Source organism: Hydrogenophaga sp., assembly GCF_050250835.1.
In the GTDB taxonomy this organism is placed as follows: Bacteria; Pseudomonadota; Gammaproteobacteria; order Burkholderiales; family Burkholderiaceae_C; genus Hydrogenophaga.
Map to the genome: position 1 here is coordinate 82302 of NZ_JBFWNX010000014.1, position 17678 is coordinate 99979.

17 protein-coding genes are annotated in these 17678 nt (G+C 66.3%); 14 read left to right on the top strand and 3 right to left on the bottom strand.

Translation table 11 applies throughout. From position 1 onward, the window contains the following. Nucleotides 1–202: 202 nt before the first annotated feature. The 7 genes from lptA to AB7F11_RS16770 all read left to right on the top strand — a co-directional run bounded on the left by lptA (nt 203) and on the right by AB7F11_RS16770 (nt 6991). Entirely contained in the window at nt 203–850 is a 648-nt protein-coding gene (gene lptA / locus AB7F11_RS16740) for a lipopolysaccharide transport periplasmic protein LptA (RefSeq protein ID WP_428290537.1), read from the top strand. 5 nt (nt 851–855) lie between these two features. Continuing rightward, nucleotides 856–1635, top strand: coding sequence for an LPS export ABC transporter ATP-binding protein (gene lptB, locus AB7F11_RS16745; RefSeq protein WP_428290571.1), 780 nt, complete (start codon nt 856–858; stop codon nt 1633–1635). A 196-nt stretch (nt 1636–1831) separates the two neighbouring features. Further along, nucleotides 1832–3460 (top strand): RNA polymerase factor sigma-54, encoded by a 1629-nt coding sequence (rpoN, locus tag AB7F11_RS16750; protein WP_428290538.1) that lies wholly within the window; start codon nt 1832–1834, stop codon nt 3458–3460. 247 nt (nt 3461–3707) lie between these two features. After that, complete coding sequence (locus tag AB7F11_RS16755; protein WP_428290539.1) at nt 3708–5003, top strand: THUMP domain-containing class I SAM-dependent RNA methyltransferase; 1296 nt, start codon at nt 3708–3710, stop codon at nt 5001–5003. Between the two features lie 2 nt (nt 5004–5005). Further along, nucleotides 5006–5446, top strand: a complete 441-nt coding sequence (locus tag AB7F11_RS16760) for a PIN domain-containing protein (protein WP_428290540.1) — start codon at nt 5006–5008, stop codon at nt 5444–5446. Then, the gene (locus AB7F11_RS16765) at nt 5439–6560 is read left to right on the top strand and encodes a hypothetical protein (RefSeq protein ID WP_428290541.1); all 1122 of its coding nucleotides are present in this window, start codon (nt 5439–5441) and stop codon (nt 6558–6560) included. The genes AB7F11_RS16760 and AB7F11_RS16765 overlap by 8 nt, the downstream gene beginning before the upstream one ends. A gap of 23 nt (nt 6561–6583) precedes the next feature. Next, entirely contained in the window at nt 6584–6991 is a 408-nt protein-coding gene (locus tag AB7F11_RS16770; RefSeq protein WP_428290542.1) for a DUF488 domain-containing protein, read from the top strand. On the opposite strand, the gene AB7F11_RS16775 is transcribed toward AB7F11_RS16770, so the two are convergent. Then, the gene (locus tag AB7F11_RS16775) at nt 6978–8597 is read right to left on the bottom strand and encodes an FMN-binding glutamate synthase family protein (RefSeq protein ID WP_428290543.1); all 1620 of its coding nucleotides are present in this window, start codon (nt 8595–8597) and stop codon (nt 6978–6980) included. The two genes, AB7F11_RS16770 and AB7F11_RS16775, sit on opposite strands and share 14 nt — an antisense overlap. Before the next feature lie 49 nt (nt 8598–8646). On the opposite strand from AB7F11_RS16775, the gene AB7F11_RS16780 reads away from it, so the two are divergent. From AB7F11_RS16780 to AB7F11_RS16795, 4 genes are all read left to right on the top strand, one after another. After that, a complete protein-coding gene (locus AB7F11_RS16780) occupies nt 8647–9459 on the top strand; it encodes a UPF0149 family protein (RefSeq protein ID WP_428290544.1) in 813 nt (270 codons plus the stop codon). A gap of 35 nt (nt 9460–9494) precedes the next feature. Next, nucleotides 9495–10067: a TetR/AcrR family transcriptional regulator gene (locus AB7F11_RS16785; RefSeq protein WP_428290545.1), complete on the top strand. Its 573-nt coding sequence runs from the start codon at nt 9495–9497 to the stop codon at nt 10065–10067. Between the two features lie 99 nt (nt 10068–10166). After that, on the top strand, nt 10167–10628 hold the full coding sequence (locus tag AB7F11_RS16790; protein ID WP_428290546.1) for a (2Fe-2S)-binding protein: 462 nt from the start codon (nt 10167–10169) through the stop codon (nt 10626–10628). 11 nt (nt 10629–10639) lie between these two features. Next, nucleotides 10640–12904, top strand: coding sequence for a molybdopterin cofactor-binding domain-containing protein (locus AB7F11_RS16795; protein WP_428290547.1), 2265 nt, complete (start codon nt 10640–10642; stop codon nt 12902–12904). Here the strand turns inward: AB7F11_RS16795 and AB7F11_RS16800 are convergent. Further along, the gene (locus AB7F11_RS16800; RefSeq protein ID WP_428290548.1) at nt 12891–13808 is read right to left on the bottom strand and encodes a LysR substrate-binding domain-containing protein; all 918 of its coding nucleotides are present in this window, start codon (nt 13806–13808) and stop codon (nt 12891–12893) included. The two genes, AB7F11_RS16795 and AB7F11_RS16800, sit on opposite strands and share 14 nt — an antisense overlap. A gap of 93 nt (nt 13809–13901) precedes the next feature. On the opposite strand from AB7F11_RS16800, the gene AB7F11_RS16805 reads away from it, so the two are divergent. The 3 genes from AB7F11_RS16805 to AB7F11_RS16815 are packed head-to-tail and all read left to right on the top strand — an operon-like array spanning nt 13902 to nt 17000. After that, the gene (locus AB7F11_RS16805; RefSeq protein ID WP_428290549.1) at nt 13902–14843 is read left to right on the top strand and encodes a hydroxymethylglutaryl-CoA lyase; all 942 of its coding nucleotides are present in this window, start codon (nt 13902–13904) and stop codon (nt 14841–14843) included. After that, nucleotides 14840–15985, top strand: coding sequence for a CaiB/BaiF CoA transferase family protein (locus AB7F11_RS16810; RefSeq protein ID WP_428290550.1), 1146 nt, complete (start codon nt 14840–14842; stop codon nt 15983–15985). The genes AB7F11_RS16805 and AB7F11_RS16810 overlap by 4 nt, the downstream gene beginning before the upstream one ends. Nucleotides 15986–16016: 31 nt before the next feature. Further along, on the top strand, nt 16017–17000 hold the full coding sequence (locus AB7F11_RS16815; protein WP_428290551.1) for a Bug family tripartite tricarboxylate transporter substrate binding protein: 984 nt from the start codon (nt 16017–16019) through the stop codon (nt 16998–17000). Between the two features lie 9 nt (nt 17001–17009). Here AB7F11_RS16815 and AB7F11_RS16820 read toward each other — a convergent pair whose 3' ends face one another. Next, complete coding sequence (locus tag AB7F11_RS16820; RefSeq protein WP_428290552.1) at nt 17010–17675, bottom strand: glutathione S-transferase family protein; 666 nt, start codon at nt 17673–17675, stop codon at nt 17010–17012. Nucleotides 17676–17678 lie beyond the last annotated feature (3 nt).

Below are 17678 nucleotides of genomic sequence, written 5' to 3' on the forward strand. Positions count from 1 at the left end.
CGGCGCCACTCCCCTGGAAGTGGGGCAACACCTGACGCCCGGCAAAGCCGGGTCCCCGGTGTCTCTGGCGTGAGAAGGCTTCTTGCTCCCGCCTGACAAACTTTGCACGGAATGCCGATTCGCTTGCACAAAGCGGTGTCGCAACCCATCTGGCGGTGTCTGCGCCGCTACAATGAATGCAAGTTTCGTGCCCTTAAATTCCATGCTTGCCCTCCCACATCGGTTTCAAACGGTTTTCTCTGTCGCCAGCCTGGTCGTGGGGTTGTGTTGGGGTGGCGCTGCGTTGGCAGAGAAGGCCGATCGCAACCAGCCACTCAATGCCGAAGCGGATTCGCTGCGCTACGACGACGCCCGCCAGACCAGCGTGTTCACCGGCAATGTGGTCATCACCAAAGGCACCATCCTGATCCGGGGCGGCGTGGTCGAAGTGCGGCAGGATGGCCAGGGCAATCAGTTCGGCATCGTCACTGGCAGCTCGGCCAGCCCCGCATTTTTCCGGCAGAAGCGCGACGGCGTGGATGAATTCATCGAAGGCACGGGCCAACGCATTGAGTACGACAGCCGTGCCGACACGGTGCGCTTCATTGGCAACGCGGTCATGAAGCGTTTCAAGGGAACGCAACTCAGCGACGAGACCACCGGCAGCGTGATCGTCTACAACAACGCGACCGACGTGTTCACGGTCGATGGCGGCAGCGCCAACCGGACCGCCGCCAACCCCACCGGCCGCGTGCGGGCCATGCTCACGCCGGTGCCCAAGGAAGCGGCAGCCGGCTCGGTGCCTTCGCCGGCGACCACGCCACCCGTTACGCTGAGACCGAGTCTCCAGATCGAAGAGGGCCGCCAGTGACCGCGATGCCGGCCGCCCAGGTGGGCCGATCCACCGGCGCCGCCGTCAGCCGGCTGGAGGCGCGCGGGCTTCAGAAGGCCTATGGCAGCCGAAAGGTGGTCAAGGACGTGTCGCTTGCCGTCTTCAAGGGAGAGGTGGTTGGGCTGCTGGGCCCCAATGGGGCTGGCAAAACGACGTCTTTCTATATGTTGGTCGGCCTGTTGCGCTCCGATGCCGGGCAGATCCTGCTGGATGGCCAGTCCATCGAGGGCCTGCCCATCCACCGCCGCGCGCGCCTGGGGCTGGGCTACCTGCCCCAGGAGGCCTCCATATTTCGCAAGCTCAGCGTTGCTGAAAATGTTCGTGCCGTGCTGGAACTGCAGGTGGACGACAAGGGCAAGACCCTGAGCAGCGAAGCTGTGGAGGTTCGCCTGGACGCACTGCTGCAAGACCTGCATGTGGACCACCTGCGCGATTCGCCCGCGCCTTCGCTCTCCGGCGGCGAACGCCGCCGCGTCGAGATCGCCCGCGCGCTGGCCACCGACCCACGCTTCATCCTGCTCGACGAACCCTTCGCCGGCATCGACCCGATCGCCGTGATCGAGATCCAGCGCATCATCGGGTTCCTCAAATCGCGCGGTATTGGCGTGCTCATCACCGATCACAACGTGCGAGAAACGCTGGGGATCTGCGACCGCGCCTACATCATCAACGACGGCCATGTGCTCACCAGCGGCACGCCCTCCGAAATCGTCGAGAACGCCGACGTGCGCCGGGTGTATCTCGGCGAACATTTCCGCATGTGATGAACAGTGCCCCCACGCTCCACCGCTGCGCGGGTCGCTGCCCCCCGAGGGGGTTGTTTCGCCTAGGGGCGGCCCGGCGGCGAAACCTTGCCCCCACGCTCCGCCGCTGCGCGGGTCGCTGCCCCCTTAGGGAGCGGGGCCTGCCTTGGGGCTGCCCGGCTGTTGGCCCGTTCTCTGTGTCGGGCTTGGTCGAGACATGAAACAAGGCCTGTCGCTTCGCGTCTCGCAGCACCTGGCGCTCACGCCCCAGTTGCAGCAGTCGATCCGCCTGTTGCAGCTCTCCACACTGGAGATGGCGCAGGAGGTCGAGCAGATGCTGGACGAGAACCCGTTCCTGGAGCGCACCGAAGAACCCGCCGAGCGTGAGGCGTTCGGCCTCGAGCAGGTCGACGTGCCGGTGAGCGCGGGCGAGCAGATCGCCGAAGCCTCGGCGCCCGAAGCCCCCGCACCCATGCTCTCGTCCACCGAGGCCAGCTCCACCAACAGCGACGCTGGCGAGGGCGACGGGCTGGAGGGCAAGCTCGACGGTGCCAGCCCTGTGGAAGAAAGCTGGGAGGGCGATGGCACGGTGGAAATGGCGCCCGACGACAGCGAGTGGGGTGGCGACGCCCCGGCACGCAACAGCGGTTCGGGCGACGGCGACGAAACCGCAAGCGCTGCTGATCTCGCGCGAGCGCCGGTCAGCCTGCAGGACCATCTGCACGACCAGGCTCGCTGCCTGCGCCTGTCTGACGAAGACCGAGCGGCCCTGTACTTCCTGATCGAGTCCCTCAACGACGACGGGTATCTGGAGGAGAGCCTTGGCGAACTGGCCAGCGCCTGGCTGCATCTCTCGGCCATGTCCACCCTGGTGGAAAACGACCCCGCCGCGCAGGAAGAGCGCGAGGCGCTGGAACAGCGGCTCGGCGTCGCCCTGCAACTGCTGCAGCACATGGAGCCCGCTGGCGTGGGCGCGCGCGATCTCGGTGAATGCCTGCGCCTGCAGATTCTGGAGCTGCGCAACACGCCCGAAGCCCGCGCCGCCCTGGCCATTTGCAGCCAGCCGCTGGAGCTCATGGCCAAGCGCGACGTCAAACGCCTGTGCAACCTCTGTGGACTCGACGACGAAACTGCGCGCGCCGCTCTCGGGCTCATCGCCCGCCTCGAACCCAAACCCGGTCGGCGCTTCGTCGATGTAGAGCGCAACGTGGTGGTGCCCGATGTCATCGTCACGCGTGCGGGTCGCGGATTCAAAGTCATCCTCAATCCCGACGTGATGCCGCGACTGCGCGTGCACGACGTGTACGCCAACGCCATGCGCCAGAACCGCGGCGGCCGTGACAATGGCGGCGAAGCCGGCCACGCGGCCATGCAGCAGCGCCTGCAGGAGGCGCGGTGGTTCATCAAAAACATCCAGCAGCGCTTCGACACCATCCTGCGCGTGTCCAGCGCCATCGTGGAGCGTCAGCGCAACTTCTTCATGCATGGCGAGCTGGCCATGCGCCCGCTGGTGCTGCGCGAGATCGCCGACGAGCTTGGCCTGCACGAATCCACCATCAGCCGCGTGACCACCGCCAAGTACATGGCCACGCCCTTCGGGACCTACGAACTCAAGTACTTCTTCGGGTCCTCGCTGGGCACCGAGACCGGCGGCAACGCGTCGAGCACGGCGGTGCGCGCGCTGCTCAAGCAGTTCATCTCGGCCGAAGAGCCGGCCAAGCCGCTGTCGGACAACCAGCTCTCCGACCTGCTGCGCGAACAGGGCATCGAGTGCGCGCGCCGCACCGTGGCCAAATACCGCGAGGCGTTGCGCATCGCGCCCGCCAATCTGCGTAAAGCGCTATGACCCCCACGCTCCGCCGCTTCGCGGGTCGCTGCCCCCCGAGGGGGCTGTTTCGCCTTGGGGCGGCCCGGCAGCGAAACCTTGCCCCCATGCTCCGCCGCTTCGCGGGTCGCTGCCCCCCGAGGGGGCTGTTTCGCCTTGGGGCGGCCCGGCAGCGAAACCTTGCCCCCATGCTCCGCCGCTTCGCGGGTCGCTGCCCCCCGAGGGGGCTGTTTCGCCTTGGGGCGGCCCGGCAGCGAAACGCTCACTTATGAACCAACTTCAAATCTTTCTCCCCTGTGCCGCTGGCGTCGAAGAGATGCTTGCCGCCGAGGTGAGCCGCATCACTGGCGAGGCGGCGCCGTACAAGGCGCGTGGCGGAGTGGCTGTGAACGCCTCCTGGCGGGACGCGATGCGCCTGAACCTGCACAGCCGCCTGGCGCAACGCGTGCTGGTGCAGCTCTGGCACGGTGAGTACCGTTCCGAGCAGGACCTGTACCGCGCTGCCAGCGATGTGGCCTGGGAAATCTGGTTCACGCCCGCGCAGACCATCAAGGTCGAGATCACCGCGCAGCACAGCCCGCTGACCAGCCTGAACTTTGCGGCGCTCAAGGTAAAGGACGCGGTGTGCGACCGCTTTCGCGAGAAACGCGGCGAGCGCCCGAGCGTAGACACCACCTGGCCCGATGTGCGCATCCACGTGCATGTGACCACGGACACGGTGAGCCTGTACATCGACACTTCGGGTGAACCGCTGTTCAAGCGCGGCTGGCGCGAAGACAAGGGCGATGCGCCGCTGAAGGAAACCCTGGCTGCCGCCATGATCGCCGCCACCGGCTGGGACGCGTGTGCCGCGCAGCCCCTGGACGTCGTGGCCCCGCTGTACGACCCATGCTGCGGCAGTGGCACGGTGGTGATCGAGGCTGCGCAGATCGCGCTTCGCATCGCGCCCGGTCAATTGAGACGCTTTGGCTTCGAGAAGCTGCTGCCGTTCCAGCCACATGTGTGGCAGGCCATCAAGGACGACGCGCTGAAGCAGCAGCGCGAATGGCCCGCCGGCCACGCGCCCATCGTGTTCGGCAGCGATGTGTCATTCCGCATGGTCGATTTCGCGCAACGCAACGCCGAACGCGCGGGCGTGGCGCACGCGGTGGAACTGCGCGGCGGTGACGCCCTGCAACGCATGCCGCCGAGCGATCGACCAGGCGTGCTGCTGTTGAATCCACCGTACGGCGAGCGAATTGCGGCTGCTGGTGTGGCCGGTGAGAATGCCAGCGCCCGCGCGCAGCGTCGGGAGCCTCGCACCTTCACGGTGGGGCAGGGCCGCGAAAGCGCGCAGATGGCCGATGGGGGAGACGGCAGCGAGTTCTTCAACCAGCTCGCCACGCACTGGAAGAGCCACTACGCGGGCTGGAGTGCCTGGTTGCTCACGCCCGACCTCAAGTTGCCGGGCAAGATGCGCTTCAAGGAATCGCGCCGTGTGCCGTTGTGGAATGGTCCCATCGAATGCCGGTTGTTCCGCTTCGATCTTCTCGCCCGAAAGGCCAGGCCCGTACCCGAGACTTGAGCATGGCAGCGATGAAAGACACCACCGACGCCCTGGTGCTCGACACCAACATCGCACTCGATCTCTTCGTCTTCCAGGACCCGGCCACCGCACCGCTGCGCGAATGGCTGGCTGGTGCGCCCGGCACCTGGCTGGCCACGGCGCCAATGCGCGAGGAGCTCGCACGAGTCCTCGCCTATCCGCAGATCGCCCGGCGGCTCCAGGCCAGGGACTGCACGGCGCAGCAGGTGCTTGACGAATTCGACCGCCACGTTCGCATCGCACCCGAAGCACCCAAGGCCGCCTACACCTGCAAGGACGCCGACGACCAGAAGTTCATCGACCTCGCCGTACAACAGCGTGCCACGCTGGTCAGCAAGGACGACGCGGTGTTGTGCATGGCAAAGCGTCTGGAGCGAGTCGGCGTGCAGGTGTGCCGCCAGTGGAGTCCTGTTCATGTCTAGCCACAGGGCCCTGACCGCCATCCTGGCTGCGCTGATCAGCGTGAACGCCCACGCCATCCAGCGCTGCGAACTCAACGGCGAGAGCGTGAGCCGCTCCAACGGCAACACCACCGCCGGCAAGAGCGGCCTGATGCGCTGCACCGACGAGGACGGCCAGGTGCGACGGCTCGACCAGACGCTGCGCGACGGCCGCTACGTGGGCCCGGTGGTCATGGTGCTGGCCGACGGCGAACGCCGCGAGTACAGCATCAACGAACGTGGTAACCGCGATGGTGTGGCGCGCACCTTCGATGGCAAGGGCACGCTGCGCAAGGAAGAAAACCTGGAAGACGGCACCGCCGTGGGTGTGCAAAAGAACTTCGCCGAGGCCGGTCACCTCCAGGAATTGCGCTTTGCGCTGGTCCGGCGCACCGTGCTCACCATTGGCTACCTGGCCGATGGCACGCTCAGTGAACTGCGTTGTGCGCCGGTGACCCTGGTGCCGCAAGATCGCGATGTGTGCGGGCACGGCGGTCGTGCGAGCGAAGTCACGCTGTACCGCGAGGCGGGTCGACCGTCGGGTACCTTGAGTTACCTCAAAGGCCAGATGCAGCGCCAGACCGTACTGGACCGAGAAGGCCGACTCGTGCGCAGCGAAGAGCTCAAAGAGGGCCGGCGCATCAAGCGCGTGTACTACGCGTCGGGCCAGCCGCGCTCCGAGACCGATTTCATCGAACGCGATCCCAACAGCGTTGAAGGCCGTGAGGGCACAGCGCGCGAATGGGCCGAGAGCGGTCAGCTCACGCAGATGAGTACCTGGGCGGGCGGCTACGAACAGCACATCGAGCAGTGGTACCTGAACGGACAGCGCAAAGCGCGGCAGCAATTGCGCCGCGAAGGCCGCAACCAGGAGCGCACCACCGAAAGCTTCTGGGACAACGGCAAGCCTGCTGCGGTGAACCAGGAGCGCAATGGGCGCCTTTGGGGCTGGCAGAGGTATTTCAACGAAGACGGTGTGCTGCAACGCGAGGAAGAACACGGCGAGCGCGGCCTGCTGCTGCGACGCAAACGCTACGACGCACGAGGCACGTTGGAGCGCGAGGAACGCTTCCTTGAAGACGGCTCGCGCATCTGAAGTTCGGAACCAGGAGAACGGACATGGCCATTCGGGTGGTGCGACTGGGCAGCGAACGGATCGAGGGTGAAGGCACGCGCATCGGCACCGTGCGGCGTCCGCCCCGTGGCGTGCCCAAGTCCGAGTTCGCCTCGGGCAACTGGTACGACGTGTGGTACCCCAACCTGGCGCCCAGCGTGGAGACGATGAAGCTCGGCCAGGAAGCCCGCACCCCGGCCCAGTGGCTGGGTTTCACGCGCAAATACCGCGCCGAAATGGCCGAGCCCGATCACGTGCGCAGCATTGAATTGCTGGCGAAACTGTCGCACCACAGCGATTTCTCCGTGGGCTGTTACTGCGAAGACGAATCACGCTGCCACCGTTCCATCCTGCGCGAACTGTTGCTGGACAAGGGTGCGCTTGTGGAGGCCACGGCGATCAGCCAAGGGTGAATCGCTCAGCGCTCGCGCGGCCCCAGTAGGTGGTGAACACCGCATGCTGCGCGCCCACATCGGTCAGCAACGCACCGGCGGGCGTGCTCGGCAGCAGGTTGGCGAGCAGGCGCACCTCGTTCTCGCTCACGCGCCGCACCAGGTGATGGGCGGTGATCTCGCGCGGGTGCTGCAAGCCGGCCGCCTGCACCAGTTCTTTCAGCGCCTTGAGGGTGTTCTGGTGGAAGTGGTAGACGCGATCGGCCTTGTCCGGCACCACCAGCGCCTGCTGGCGCACCGGGTCTTGCGTGGTCACGCCGGTGGGGCATGTGCCGGTGTGGCAGCTTTGCGCCTGGATGCAGCCCAGCGCAAACATGAAACCCCGCGCGCTGTTGCACCAGTCCGCGCCGATGGCCATGGCGCGCACGATGTCGAACGCGCTGATCACCTTGCCCGCGCAGCCGACGCTGATCCGATCGCGCAGGTTCACGCCCACCAGCGTGTTGTGCACCAGGCGCAGGCCTTCTTGCAGCGGTGCGCCCACGTGATCGGTGAACTCCAGCGGCGCTGCGCCAGTGCCGCCCTCGGAGCCGTCGACCACGATGAAGTCGGGCGTGATGCCGGTCTGGAGCATGGCCTTGACCATGGCAAACCATTCCCAGGGGTGGCCGATGCAGAGCTTGAAGCCGACCGGCTTGCCCCCCGAGAGTTCGCGCAACTGCGCGATGAAATGCATCAGCTCCAGCGGCGTTGAGAACGCGCTGTGCGACGCCGGTGAAATGCAGTCCACGCCCACCGGAACCCCCCGCGCCGCAGCGATCTCGGGCGTGACCTTGGCGCCCGGCAGGATGCCGCCCACGCCCGGCTTGGCACCCTGGCTGAGCTTGATCTCGATCATCTTCACCTGCGCGTCCATGGCGTTGGCCTTGAAGCGCTCGGGGCTGAAACGGCCGTCCTCGTCGCGGCAGCCGAAGTAGCCCGAGGCCACCTCCCAGATCAGGTCGCCGCCGTGCAGCCGGTGGTAGGCCGAGATCGAGCCTTCGCCGGTGTCGTGCGCGAAGCCGCCGCGCCTGGCGCCCGCATTCAGTGCCTGGATGGCGTTGGCCGACAGCGAGCCGAAGCTCATGGCCGAGATGTTGAACACGCTGGCCTCGTAGGGCTGCGCGCAGGCTGCACCCCCGATGGTGAGGCGGAAATCGTGCGTGGCGATGTGGCTGGGTTGAAGCGAGTGGTTCAGCCACTCGTGACCATCGGCGTTCTGGTCGTGCTGCGTGCCGAAAGGGCGCTTGTCGGTCTCGCCTTTGGCGCGTGCGTAGGCCAGGCTGCGCTGGCTGCGGGAGAACGGCGTGGCTTCGTTGTCGCTTTCCAGGAAGTACTGCCGCATTTCAGGACGGATCTTCTCCAGCATGAAGCGCAGGTGGCCGATGACCGGGTAGTTGCGCAGCACCGAACTCCTGGTCTGCCGCAGGTCCCACAGGCCCAACGCCGAGAGGCCCGCGAACAGCAGGAAGTACCATCCCCCGACGCCGAAGCCCACCAGCGTGAACAGGCTCAGCAGTGCGATCAGCACACACAGGCCGAACGCCGTGTAGCGGACGGGATAGAAGGCGTTGAGGCGTTCGAGCATGCGGACTTTCTCTGGAGGTGGCGGGGCTACACTGGCGGCCATCATAAAGATGCCGACCATGAACACCTCGCCCGCCCCACTGGAACACACCGACTACGACGCCCTCGACGAGATCCTCGACGACCTTCGCTCACGCGATGACGAGGTGCCGCAATGGGAGTTCTGTGAAGGCGCCATGGCCGCGTTGCTGTGCACGCGCCGCCCCATCGAGCCAGCCGAATGGCTGCCCGTGCTGCTCGGCACCGGCCCCTTGCCCACCGCTCCGCAGGACGAGGGCACGCATTTCGCCAACACCGCGCAGTACGAACGCTTCATGGCCTTGTGGGCACGGCGCAGTGCCGAGGTGGTCGCGTCGCTCGCCGCACCCGTGGAGACGCTGGAAGACGAGCGCAGCTACCACCCGGAACTGATGGACGTGCGCGGCGCCGTGGCCGCGCTGCCCGAGCCCGAGCGCGCCGATTTCAAGGATCAGGACCTGCCCGCCTATGCCCAGGTCTGGGCGCTGGGCTTCATGTTCGTGGTGGAGAACTGGTCGGACGACTGGGCGCCCCCGCGTGACAAGGACACCGCCGCCTGGATCGACGAGGCGCTGGACCACATCGTGGCGCTCACTGAAGACGACACCGGCAAGCCCACGGTGAACATGCACGACGAAGACGGCCCGCCGAGCGTGAGCGACGAACGCCTGAACGATTTCGGCGCGTCCATCTGGGCGGTGTACGACCTGTGCCAGATCGGACGCAGCCTCGGGCCGCGGGTGGAGCCAGTTCGCAAGGAGGCGACGCCGGGCCGCAACGACCCTTGCCCGTGTGGCAGCGGGAAGAAGTACAAGCGGTGTCATGGCTTCGAAACGAACGATTGACGATTGAACATTCATTCGCTTAAGATCGCGTCGCCATGAAACCCAAAGACGACGACAAACTGCAGGCCATTGCCCGTGCCACCCTGGCGCTGGTGGAGCGTGTGGGCCTGAGCGGGTTGACCATGGCGGGCATTGCGCGGGAGGCTGGCCTGGCCACCGGCACGTTGTATGTGTACCACCGCTCCAAGGAAGAGCTGCTCAACGCGCTGTACGAGCAGGTCAAGGGGGCGCTGGTGGGGCTGATTGATGTCGACATCGACCCCGGTACCCCGTTTCGCTCGCGCTTTCAGTTGAACTGGACGCGCTTGCTGAGGCACCGGCTGGCGCATGGCCCGGAGGCTGTGTTCATGGACCAGTACTACAACTCGCCCTGGTTCAGCGAGGCATCGCGCCAGTTCTCGGCGCGGTTCGCGGCCGGGTGCCTGCGCTTTTTTGATGAAGCGCGGGAACAGCAGATCGTGAAGAATGTGCCGACCATGATGCTGGCGGCGCATTTTTTTGGCTCCGTGCGCGACACCGCCAGCCTGATGCGCAGCGGTGATCTGCCCGACACCGAGGCCGCGCTGGCGCAGGCATTCTCGTTGTGCTGGGACGGCATCAAGTCCTGAAAACCGTGCTCGTTGAAGCCTGGATCACGCCCAAAAAACGAATGAACATTCATTCATAAATCCCCCGATTTCCTCACCACCCCTCAGGAGAAAACCACGATGCCCACCACGCTCAACATCAACGGCAAGGACGTGCGCGTCGACGCCGACGGCTCCACCCCCATCCTCTGGGCCCTGCGCGACACGCTGGGCATGACCGGCACCAAGTTTGGCTGCGGCGCGGCCTTGTGCGGTGCCTGCACCGTGCATGTGAACGGCACGGCCACGCGCTCCTGTGTAACGCCGATTTCGGCGGTGGTGGGGCAGAAGATCACCACCATCGAGGCGCTGGAATCCGACCGCGTGGGCAAGGCGGTTCACCAGGCCTGGGTCAAGGCCGACGTCGCGCAGTGCGGCTACTGCCAGAGCGGCCAGATCATGAGCGCCACCGCGCTGCTCAAGACCAACCAGAAACCCAGCGATGCCGACATCGACGCCGCCATGGCCGGCAACATCTGCCGCTGTGGGACCTACGCGCGCGTGCGCATCGCCATCAAGGACGCGGCCCGCTCGCTGGCCTGAAAGGAACAGTCATGCACTTGAACCACCACACCGCCGACCAGATTCGCGCCCACCTGCCGCCCGCCCTCGCGCATCGGCTGGTGAATGCCGAGGCACCCGAGGGCATCGCACGCAGAAGCTTCCTGAAGGTTGCCACCGCCTCGGGCTTCGCGCTGGGTGCCTATCCCTTCGCCGTCCAGGCTCAGCAGACGGCGACGCCGGTCGCCACGGGCCTCAAGCCTGACCAGCAGCCCGCCGCCTTCGTGAAGATCGCGCGCGACGGCACGGTCACCGTCACCATCAACCGGCTGGAGTTCGGCCAGGGAACACACACGGGCCTGGCCATGGTGCTGGCCGAAGAGCTCGATGCCGACTGGAGCACCGTGCAGGCGGTGCACGGCAATGCGGACCCCGCCTACAACGACCCGGCTTTTGGCATGCAGATCACCGGCGGTTCGACCGCTGTAAAGCACTCCTACACGCAATACCGCGAACTCGGCGCACGCACGCGCGCCATGCTGCTGGCCGCTGCGGCGAAGCAGTGGAGCGTGCCGGTGACGGCGCTGGTCACGGAACGGGGCGTCGTGATCGGCCCGGGTGGCAAGAAACTGGGCTATGGCGCGCTGGCCGACGCCGCCATGCAGCAGCCCGTGCCCACGCAGGTGACCTTGAAGGATCCGTCGCGCTTCAAGCTCATCGGCCAACCCACCACGCGGCTCGATGCGAAGCTCAAGTCCAGCGGAAAACAAGGCTTCGGCATGGACGTGCGCCTGCCCGGCATGCTCACCGCGGTGCTCCAGCACCCACCGGTGTTCGGCAGCCGGGTGGCATCGCTCGATGACACCGCCGCGCGCGCCGTGCCCGGTGTGAAGGCCGTTCTGCGGGTGCCCCTGCACGACGGTGGCGAAGGCGTGGCCGTGGTGGGCGATGGCTACTGGGCCGCGAAGCAGGGCCGCGATGCCTTGAAGGTGCAGTGGAACGACACTGGCCGCGAGAAGGTGGACAGTGCGAAACAGCTTGCCAGCTACCGCGAACTGGCCTCGAAGACGGGCAGCATCAAGCACGACGCTGACATGGCGCCGCTGGCGAGCGCGCCGCAGAAGATCAGCGCCGAGTTTGTGTTTCCCTATCTGGCACACGCGCCCATGGAGCCGCTGAACTGCACCGTGCAGATCAGCGGCACCGGCGCAGCGGCGAAGGCCACGGTGTGGACCGGCACCCAGATGCCCGGACTGGACACGGCTGCGGCCGCGCGCACGCTGGGCATGAAGCCTGGGCAGGTGACCATGAACGTGCAGATGGCCGGCGGCGGCTTCGGCCGCCGCGGCCTGCTCACCAGCGACTTCGTCGTCGAGGCCTGCACCATCGCGAAAGCCACCCAGGCCGCCGGCATCTCCGCGCCGGTGCGCACGGTGTGGAGCCGCGAAGACGACGTTCGCGGCGGCTATTACCGCCCCATGCACGTGCATCGCGCCGAGATTGGTTTCGATGCGCAGGGCAAGGTGCTGGCGTGGGACCACGTCATCGTCGGCCAGTCCATCATGGCGGGCACCTTCTTCGAACCCATGATGGTGAAGAACGGCGTGGACGAGACCATGGTCGAGGGCATGGGCAAGCCCTACGACGTGCCGATGCGCCTCTCGGCCCACCACCCCAGGCTCAACGTGCCGGTGTTGTGGTGGCGCAGCGTGGGTTCCACGCACACCGGTTACGTCATGGAGACGCTGATCGACGACATCGCGCGCGCGACGAAACAGGACCCGGTGGCCTACCGCATGAAGCTCATGGACGCCAAGGCCGTGCGGCACCGCGCGGCCCTGCAACTGGCGGTGGACAAGAGCGGCTATGGCAAGAAGACACTGAGCGCGGGGCGAGCATGGGGCGTGGCGGTGCACGAGTCGTTCGATTCGGTGGTGGCCTACGTGGTCGAGGCCTCGGTGGTCGACGGCGCGCCCAGGCTGCATCAGGTCACGGCCGGCGTGCACTGCAACCTGGCGGTGAATCCCAGGAGCGTGGAAGCCCAGATCCAGGGTGGAGCGCTGATGGGACTGTCCATGTGCGTGCCGGGCGCGGCCATCACCCTGAAGGACGGCGTGGTCGAACAGAGCAACTTCGGTGATTTCGCCGTGCCGCGCATCACCGACATGCCCTCGATCGCGGTGCACATCGTGCCCAGCGCGGATGCGCCCACCGGCGTGGGCGAACCCGGCCTTCCGCCGCTGGCGCCCGCGTTCGCCAATGCCATCGCGCAACTGACTGGCAAGCCGCTGCGCGAGCTGCCTTTCAGCCTGGCTTAGGCGAGTCCTGCGCCTGCTGGACGAGAAAATCCAGCAGGCGCTCGGCCGCCGGTGTGAGGTCGCCCCGGCGGCGGTAGCAGATGGCAAATTCGCGGTGCGCCCAGTCGTTCCGGAGCGGCACGATGCGCACCTGCCCCGCTGAAACGTAGAGCTGGCTCACCTCGTGCGGCACCACGCTCACGCCCAGGCCCGCGCCCACCACCCGAAACGCCGAGTCGAAGTTGGAGACCACCACGCGGTAGCGCATGGTCCTGCCGGCACGTGTGGCCGCACGATGCAGCATGGTGTGCACGGCGGTGGAGGGTTGCAGGCCGACGTGATCATGGTCCAGGGTTTCTTCGAAGTGCAGCGACTTGCGCCGCGCCAGCGGGTGGCCCATGGGCACGGCGAGGGCCAGTTCATCGCGCCGATATGGTCGCGATTCCAGTCCACCGAAGTCGATGCTGCTCCAGCACACGCCAAGCGAGACCACGCCCTCGCGCACCATGCTCACGATGTCCTTGGAGAAGCGCTCCTCGATGTCGACCTGGATGTCCTGGTGCGCAGGCTCGCGCATGAAGGCTGCCAGATCGTCGAGCAGCGATTCGGCGATGGCCGATGCGCTGGCCACCAGGCGCACCTGTCCCTTGATGCCGCCTTTGAAAGATGCCATGTCGGCCTCGATCCGGTCCATGGTGAAAAGCACGTTGCGCGCGTGCTCCAGCAGAGCGCGGCCGGCGGGCGTGGGTTCGGCACCCCGCCGACCGCGCACCAGCACCGGTGTGCCGATGGCGTCCTCCAGTTGCGCGATGCGCTTGCTGATGGCCGAGGGCTCGATGTGCTCCTGCGCCGCGGCGTCCTTCATGTTGCCGAGGTCGCACACCGCGACGAGCAGCCTCAGGGTTTTCAGGTCCAGGTCTCTCATGGGGCAAACCCTTGCTTTAGATTCCGAAATGGAATTTAACTGCTTCCAGATGCTCACTTGATGTTGCTTGTGGAAATCATAAACTGCGCAGCCATGTCCACCGCACCCTTGCCCGCCACCGCCGTGATCCGTGAAGTCGGACTTCGCGACGGCCTCCAGAGCATCCAGACAGTGCTCCCCACCGAGCGCAAGCGCGAGTGGATCCGCGACGCCTTTGCCGCCGGGCAGCGCGAAATCGAAGTGGGGTCCTTCGTCCCGGCCCGTCTCCTGCCCCAACTTGCCGACACCGCCGACGTGCTGGCCTTTGCGAAGACGCTGCCCGGTTTGAAAGTCTCGGTGCTGGTGCCCAATCTGCGTGGCGCCTTGCACGCCTTGCAGGCGGGTGCCGACCTCATGATCTTGCCGCTGTCGGCGAGCCACGCGCACAGTCTGGCCAACCTGCGCAAGACGCCCGATGAGGTGGTGCAGGAAATGCGGAAGATTCGCGCCGCACGCGATGCCGCAGGCAGCCAGACGCTGATCGAGGGAGGTGTGGGCACCGCTTTTGGCTGCACGCTGCAGGGCGAGGTTTCTCACGACGAGGTGTTGCGCCTCATGCAGGCGCTGCTGGACGCAGGCGCCGATCGCGTGAGTCTCGCCGACACCGTGGGCTATGCCGATCCGGCCTCGGTCAGCCGTTTGTTCGAGCGCGCGCTTCGCATCGCAGGAGACCGCTTTTGCTGCGGTCATTTCCACGACACGCGCGGCCTGGCTCTGGCCAATGTTTACGCCGCATTGCAGTTGGGCGTGAGCCGCTTCGACGCATCGCTGGCCGGCATCGGCGGCTGCCCGCATGCGCCCGGTGCCAGTGGCAACGCGGCCACCGAAGACCTGGCCTTCATGCTGCAGTCCTGCGGCGTGCGCACAGGCGTCGACATCGAGGCTCTGCTTGCGCTGCGTCACAGGGTGGCCGCCTGGCTCGAAGGCGAGGCCACCCACGGTGCTCTCTGGCGCGCCGGACTTCCCCGAACCTTCAACATGGCAACCACCGCATGAAACACAGCCCCACCGGCCTGCCGCTCGAAGGCGTGCGCGTCGTCGAATTCACCCACATGGTCATGGGCCCCACCTGCGGCATGATCCTGGCCGATCTTGGTGCCGAGGTCATCAAGGTCGAACCTCCCGGTGGCGACAAGACGCGCAATTTGCCGGGCCTGGGCATTGGCTTTTTCCGCAGCTTCAACCGCAACAAGAAGAGCGTGGTGCTCGACATCCAGACCGATGAGGGGCTGGCCACGGCGAAAGAGCTGATCGCAGATTGCGACGTGCTGCTGGAGAACTTTCGCCCCGGCCTGATGGACAAGCTGGGGTTGGGCTGCACGGCGTTGAGGTCGCTGTTCCCGCGTCTGATCTACGTTTCGCACAAAGGCTTTCTGCCCGGTCCCTACGAGAGCCGACTGGCGTTGGACGAGGTGGTGCAGAACATGGCTGGCCTGACCTACATGACGGGCCCCGAAGGTCGGCCGCTGCGCGCAGGCTCTTCGGTCAACGACATCATGGGCGGCATGTTTGGCGCCATTGGCGTGCTGGCCGCCTTGCGCGAGCGCGAGCGCACCGGGCTGGGCCAGGAAATCCAGAGTGCGCTGTTCGAGAACTGCTGCCTTCTCGCTTCGCAACACATGCAGCAGTTTCAGATGACCGGCGAGGTGCCTCCGCCTTTTCCCTCGCGTGTCTCGGCCTGGAGTGTGTACGACACCTTCACGGTGGCCGGTGGCGAGCAACTCTTCATTGGCGCGGTGAGCGACAAGCAGTTCGCCACCTTGTGCCAGGTGATTGACCGGCCCGATCTCGCCAGCGACCCTGCGCTGGCCACCAACGCGCAGCGCGTGGCGGTGCGACCGGACTTGCTGCGCCGGCTTGCCGACACCTTGCAACACCAGGACCTGGAATCCATGTGCGCCCGCCTGCAGGCCGCCGGACTGCCCTACGCCAAGGTGGTCCGGCCCGATGAACTGGTGCACGACGAACACCTGATCGCCAGCGGCGGCCTGGTGCCCATGCAGACCGGCGACGGCGAGACCACCCAGGTGGTGTTGCTGCCGCTGCTCATGGGCGGGCGCCGCCCTGGCGTGCGCAGTCCCTTGCCGCGGGTGGGCGAACACACCGATGAGATTCTCGGCACGTTGCACGCCGCCTGATCAAAACCCATCACCACAACTGGAGACCTTCATGCAACACCATTCCCTCAACCGCCGAACCCTGCTGGCCCTGAGCGCCGTGCTTGTGGCGGGCGCCGCACCCGCCTGGGCACAGGGCACGTCAACCCCCTTGCGGGTGATTCTGCCGGTGGGTGCCGGCTCTGGCGTGGACACCATCGTGCGCTCTGCGCAGAACGCCTTGTCCAGAGCCCTGGGCGGGCAGCCTGTCGTGGTGGAGAACCTGCCGGGTGCGGGTGGCATCACCGGCACTTCCGCGCTGGTGAAGGCCGCGCCCGATGGCCACACCGTGGCCTTCATCTCCAACAACCATTCGGTGAACCCGAGCGTGTACAAGAGCGTGCCGTACGACGGCCTGACCGACATCACGCCGATCAGCGTCGTGGGGGGCTCGCCCTTCCTGCTGGTGGTCAATCCGGCCAAGATGCCGGCGAAGGACGCCAAGGAGTTGCAGGCCCTGTTGCTGTCCAAGCCGGGGCATTTCAACATGGGCTCGTCCGGCAACGGCACCATCATCCATCTGGCCGGTGAGATGTTCGTCGAGGCCGTGGGTGCCAAGGTGCAGCACATTCCCTACAAGGGCATGGGGCCCATGATGGCTGACATCATCGCCGGTCAGGTCGACTTCGGAGTGGCCGCCGTGCCCGCCGCGCAAGGGCATCTGGCCTCGGGCCGCATGCGCGCCATCGGCGTCATGGGCAAGTCTCGCGTGGCCTCGCTGCCCGATGTGCCCACCATCGCCGAGCAGGGCTTTCCGACGGTGGACGTGGCCGGCTGGTTCGCCATGGTGGCGCCCAAGGGTCTGCCCGCTGCACAGGTGGACCGCCTGCACAAGGCCGTGGTCGCCGCGTTCGAAGACCCGGAGGTGAAGGCGGCCATGGCCAGGCAGGACAACCTCATCAACCCCTCCACGCCCGATGCGGCCGGCAGGTTTCTCAAGTCGGAACAAGAGCGCTATGGCCGCCTGGTGAGCAAGGCCGGCATCAAGCTCGATTGAGGCAGTGCATCAGGAAAGATCGAACGGCCCGCCCTGTTCCAGCGCACGCTGGTAGGCGGGCCGTTCCTGGATGCGGCGCAGCCAGTCGGTCAGTTTCGGCCGTTTTGCCAGCAGGCCTCGCGATGAAGCGGCTTCGATGGGAAAGCTCAATTGCACGTCGGCCGCGCTGAAGGAACGTCCTGCAAACCAGGCACCGTGGGCTTCGAGTTCGGATTCCAGAAAATCGAGGTGGCGTTTGAGGTTGGGCGTCACCAGCAACTGCTTGACCTGGGCCGAGATGGCCTTGGCCACGGGACGCACGAGGAAAGGGCTCTTGAGTTCGATCTGGTCGAACACCAGTTGCAGCAGCAGCGGTGGCATCAGCGAGCCTTCGGCGTAGTGCAGCCAGTAGCGGTAGCGCAAAAACGAGGGCGTGCCCGGCTCGGGTGAGAACCTGCCTTCGCCGTAGGTCTCCACCAGGTACTCCAGAATGGCGCCCGACTCGGCGAGCGTGGACTTGCCGTCGGTCACCACCGGTGACTTGCCCAGTGGGTGGATTTTCTGCAGCGAGGGCGGCGCCAGCATGGTCTTTGCGTTGCGTTCGTAGCGTTCGATCTGGTAGGGCACGCCCAGCTCTTCGAGCATCCAGAGCACGCGCTGCGAGCGCGAGTTGTTGAGGTGGTGGACGGTGAGCATGTC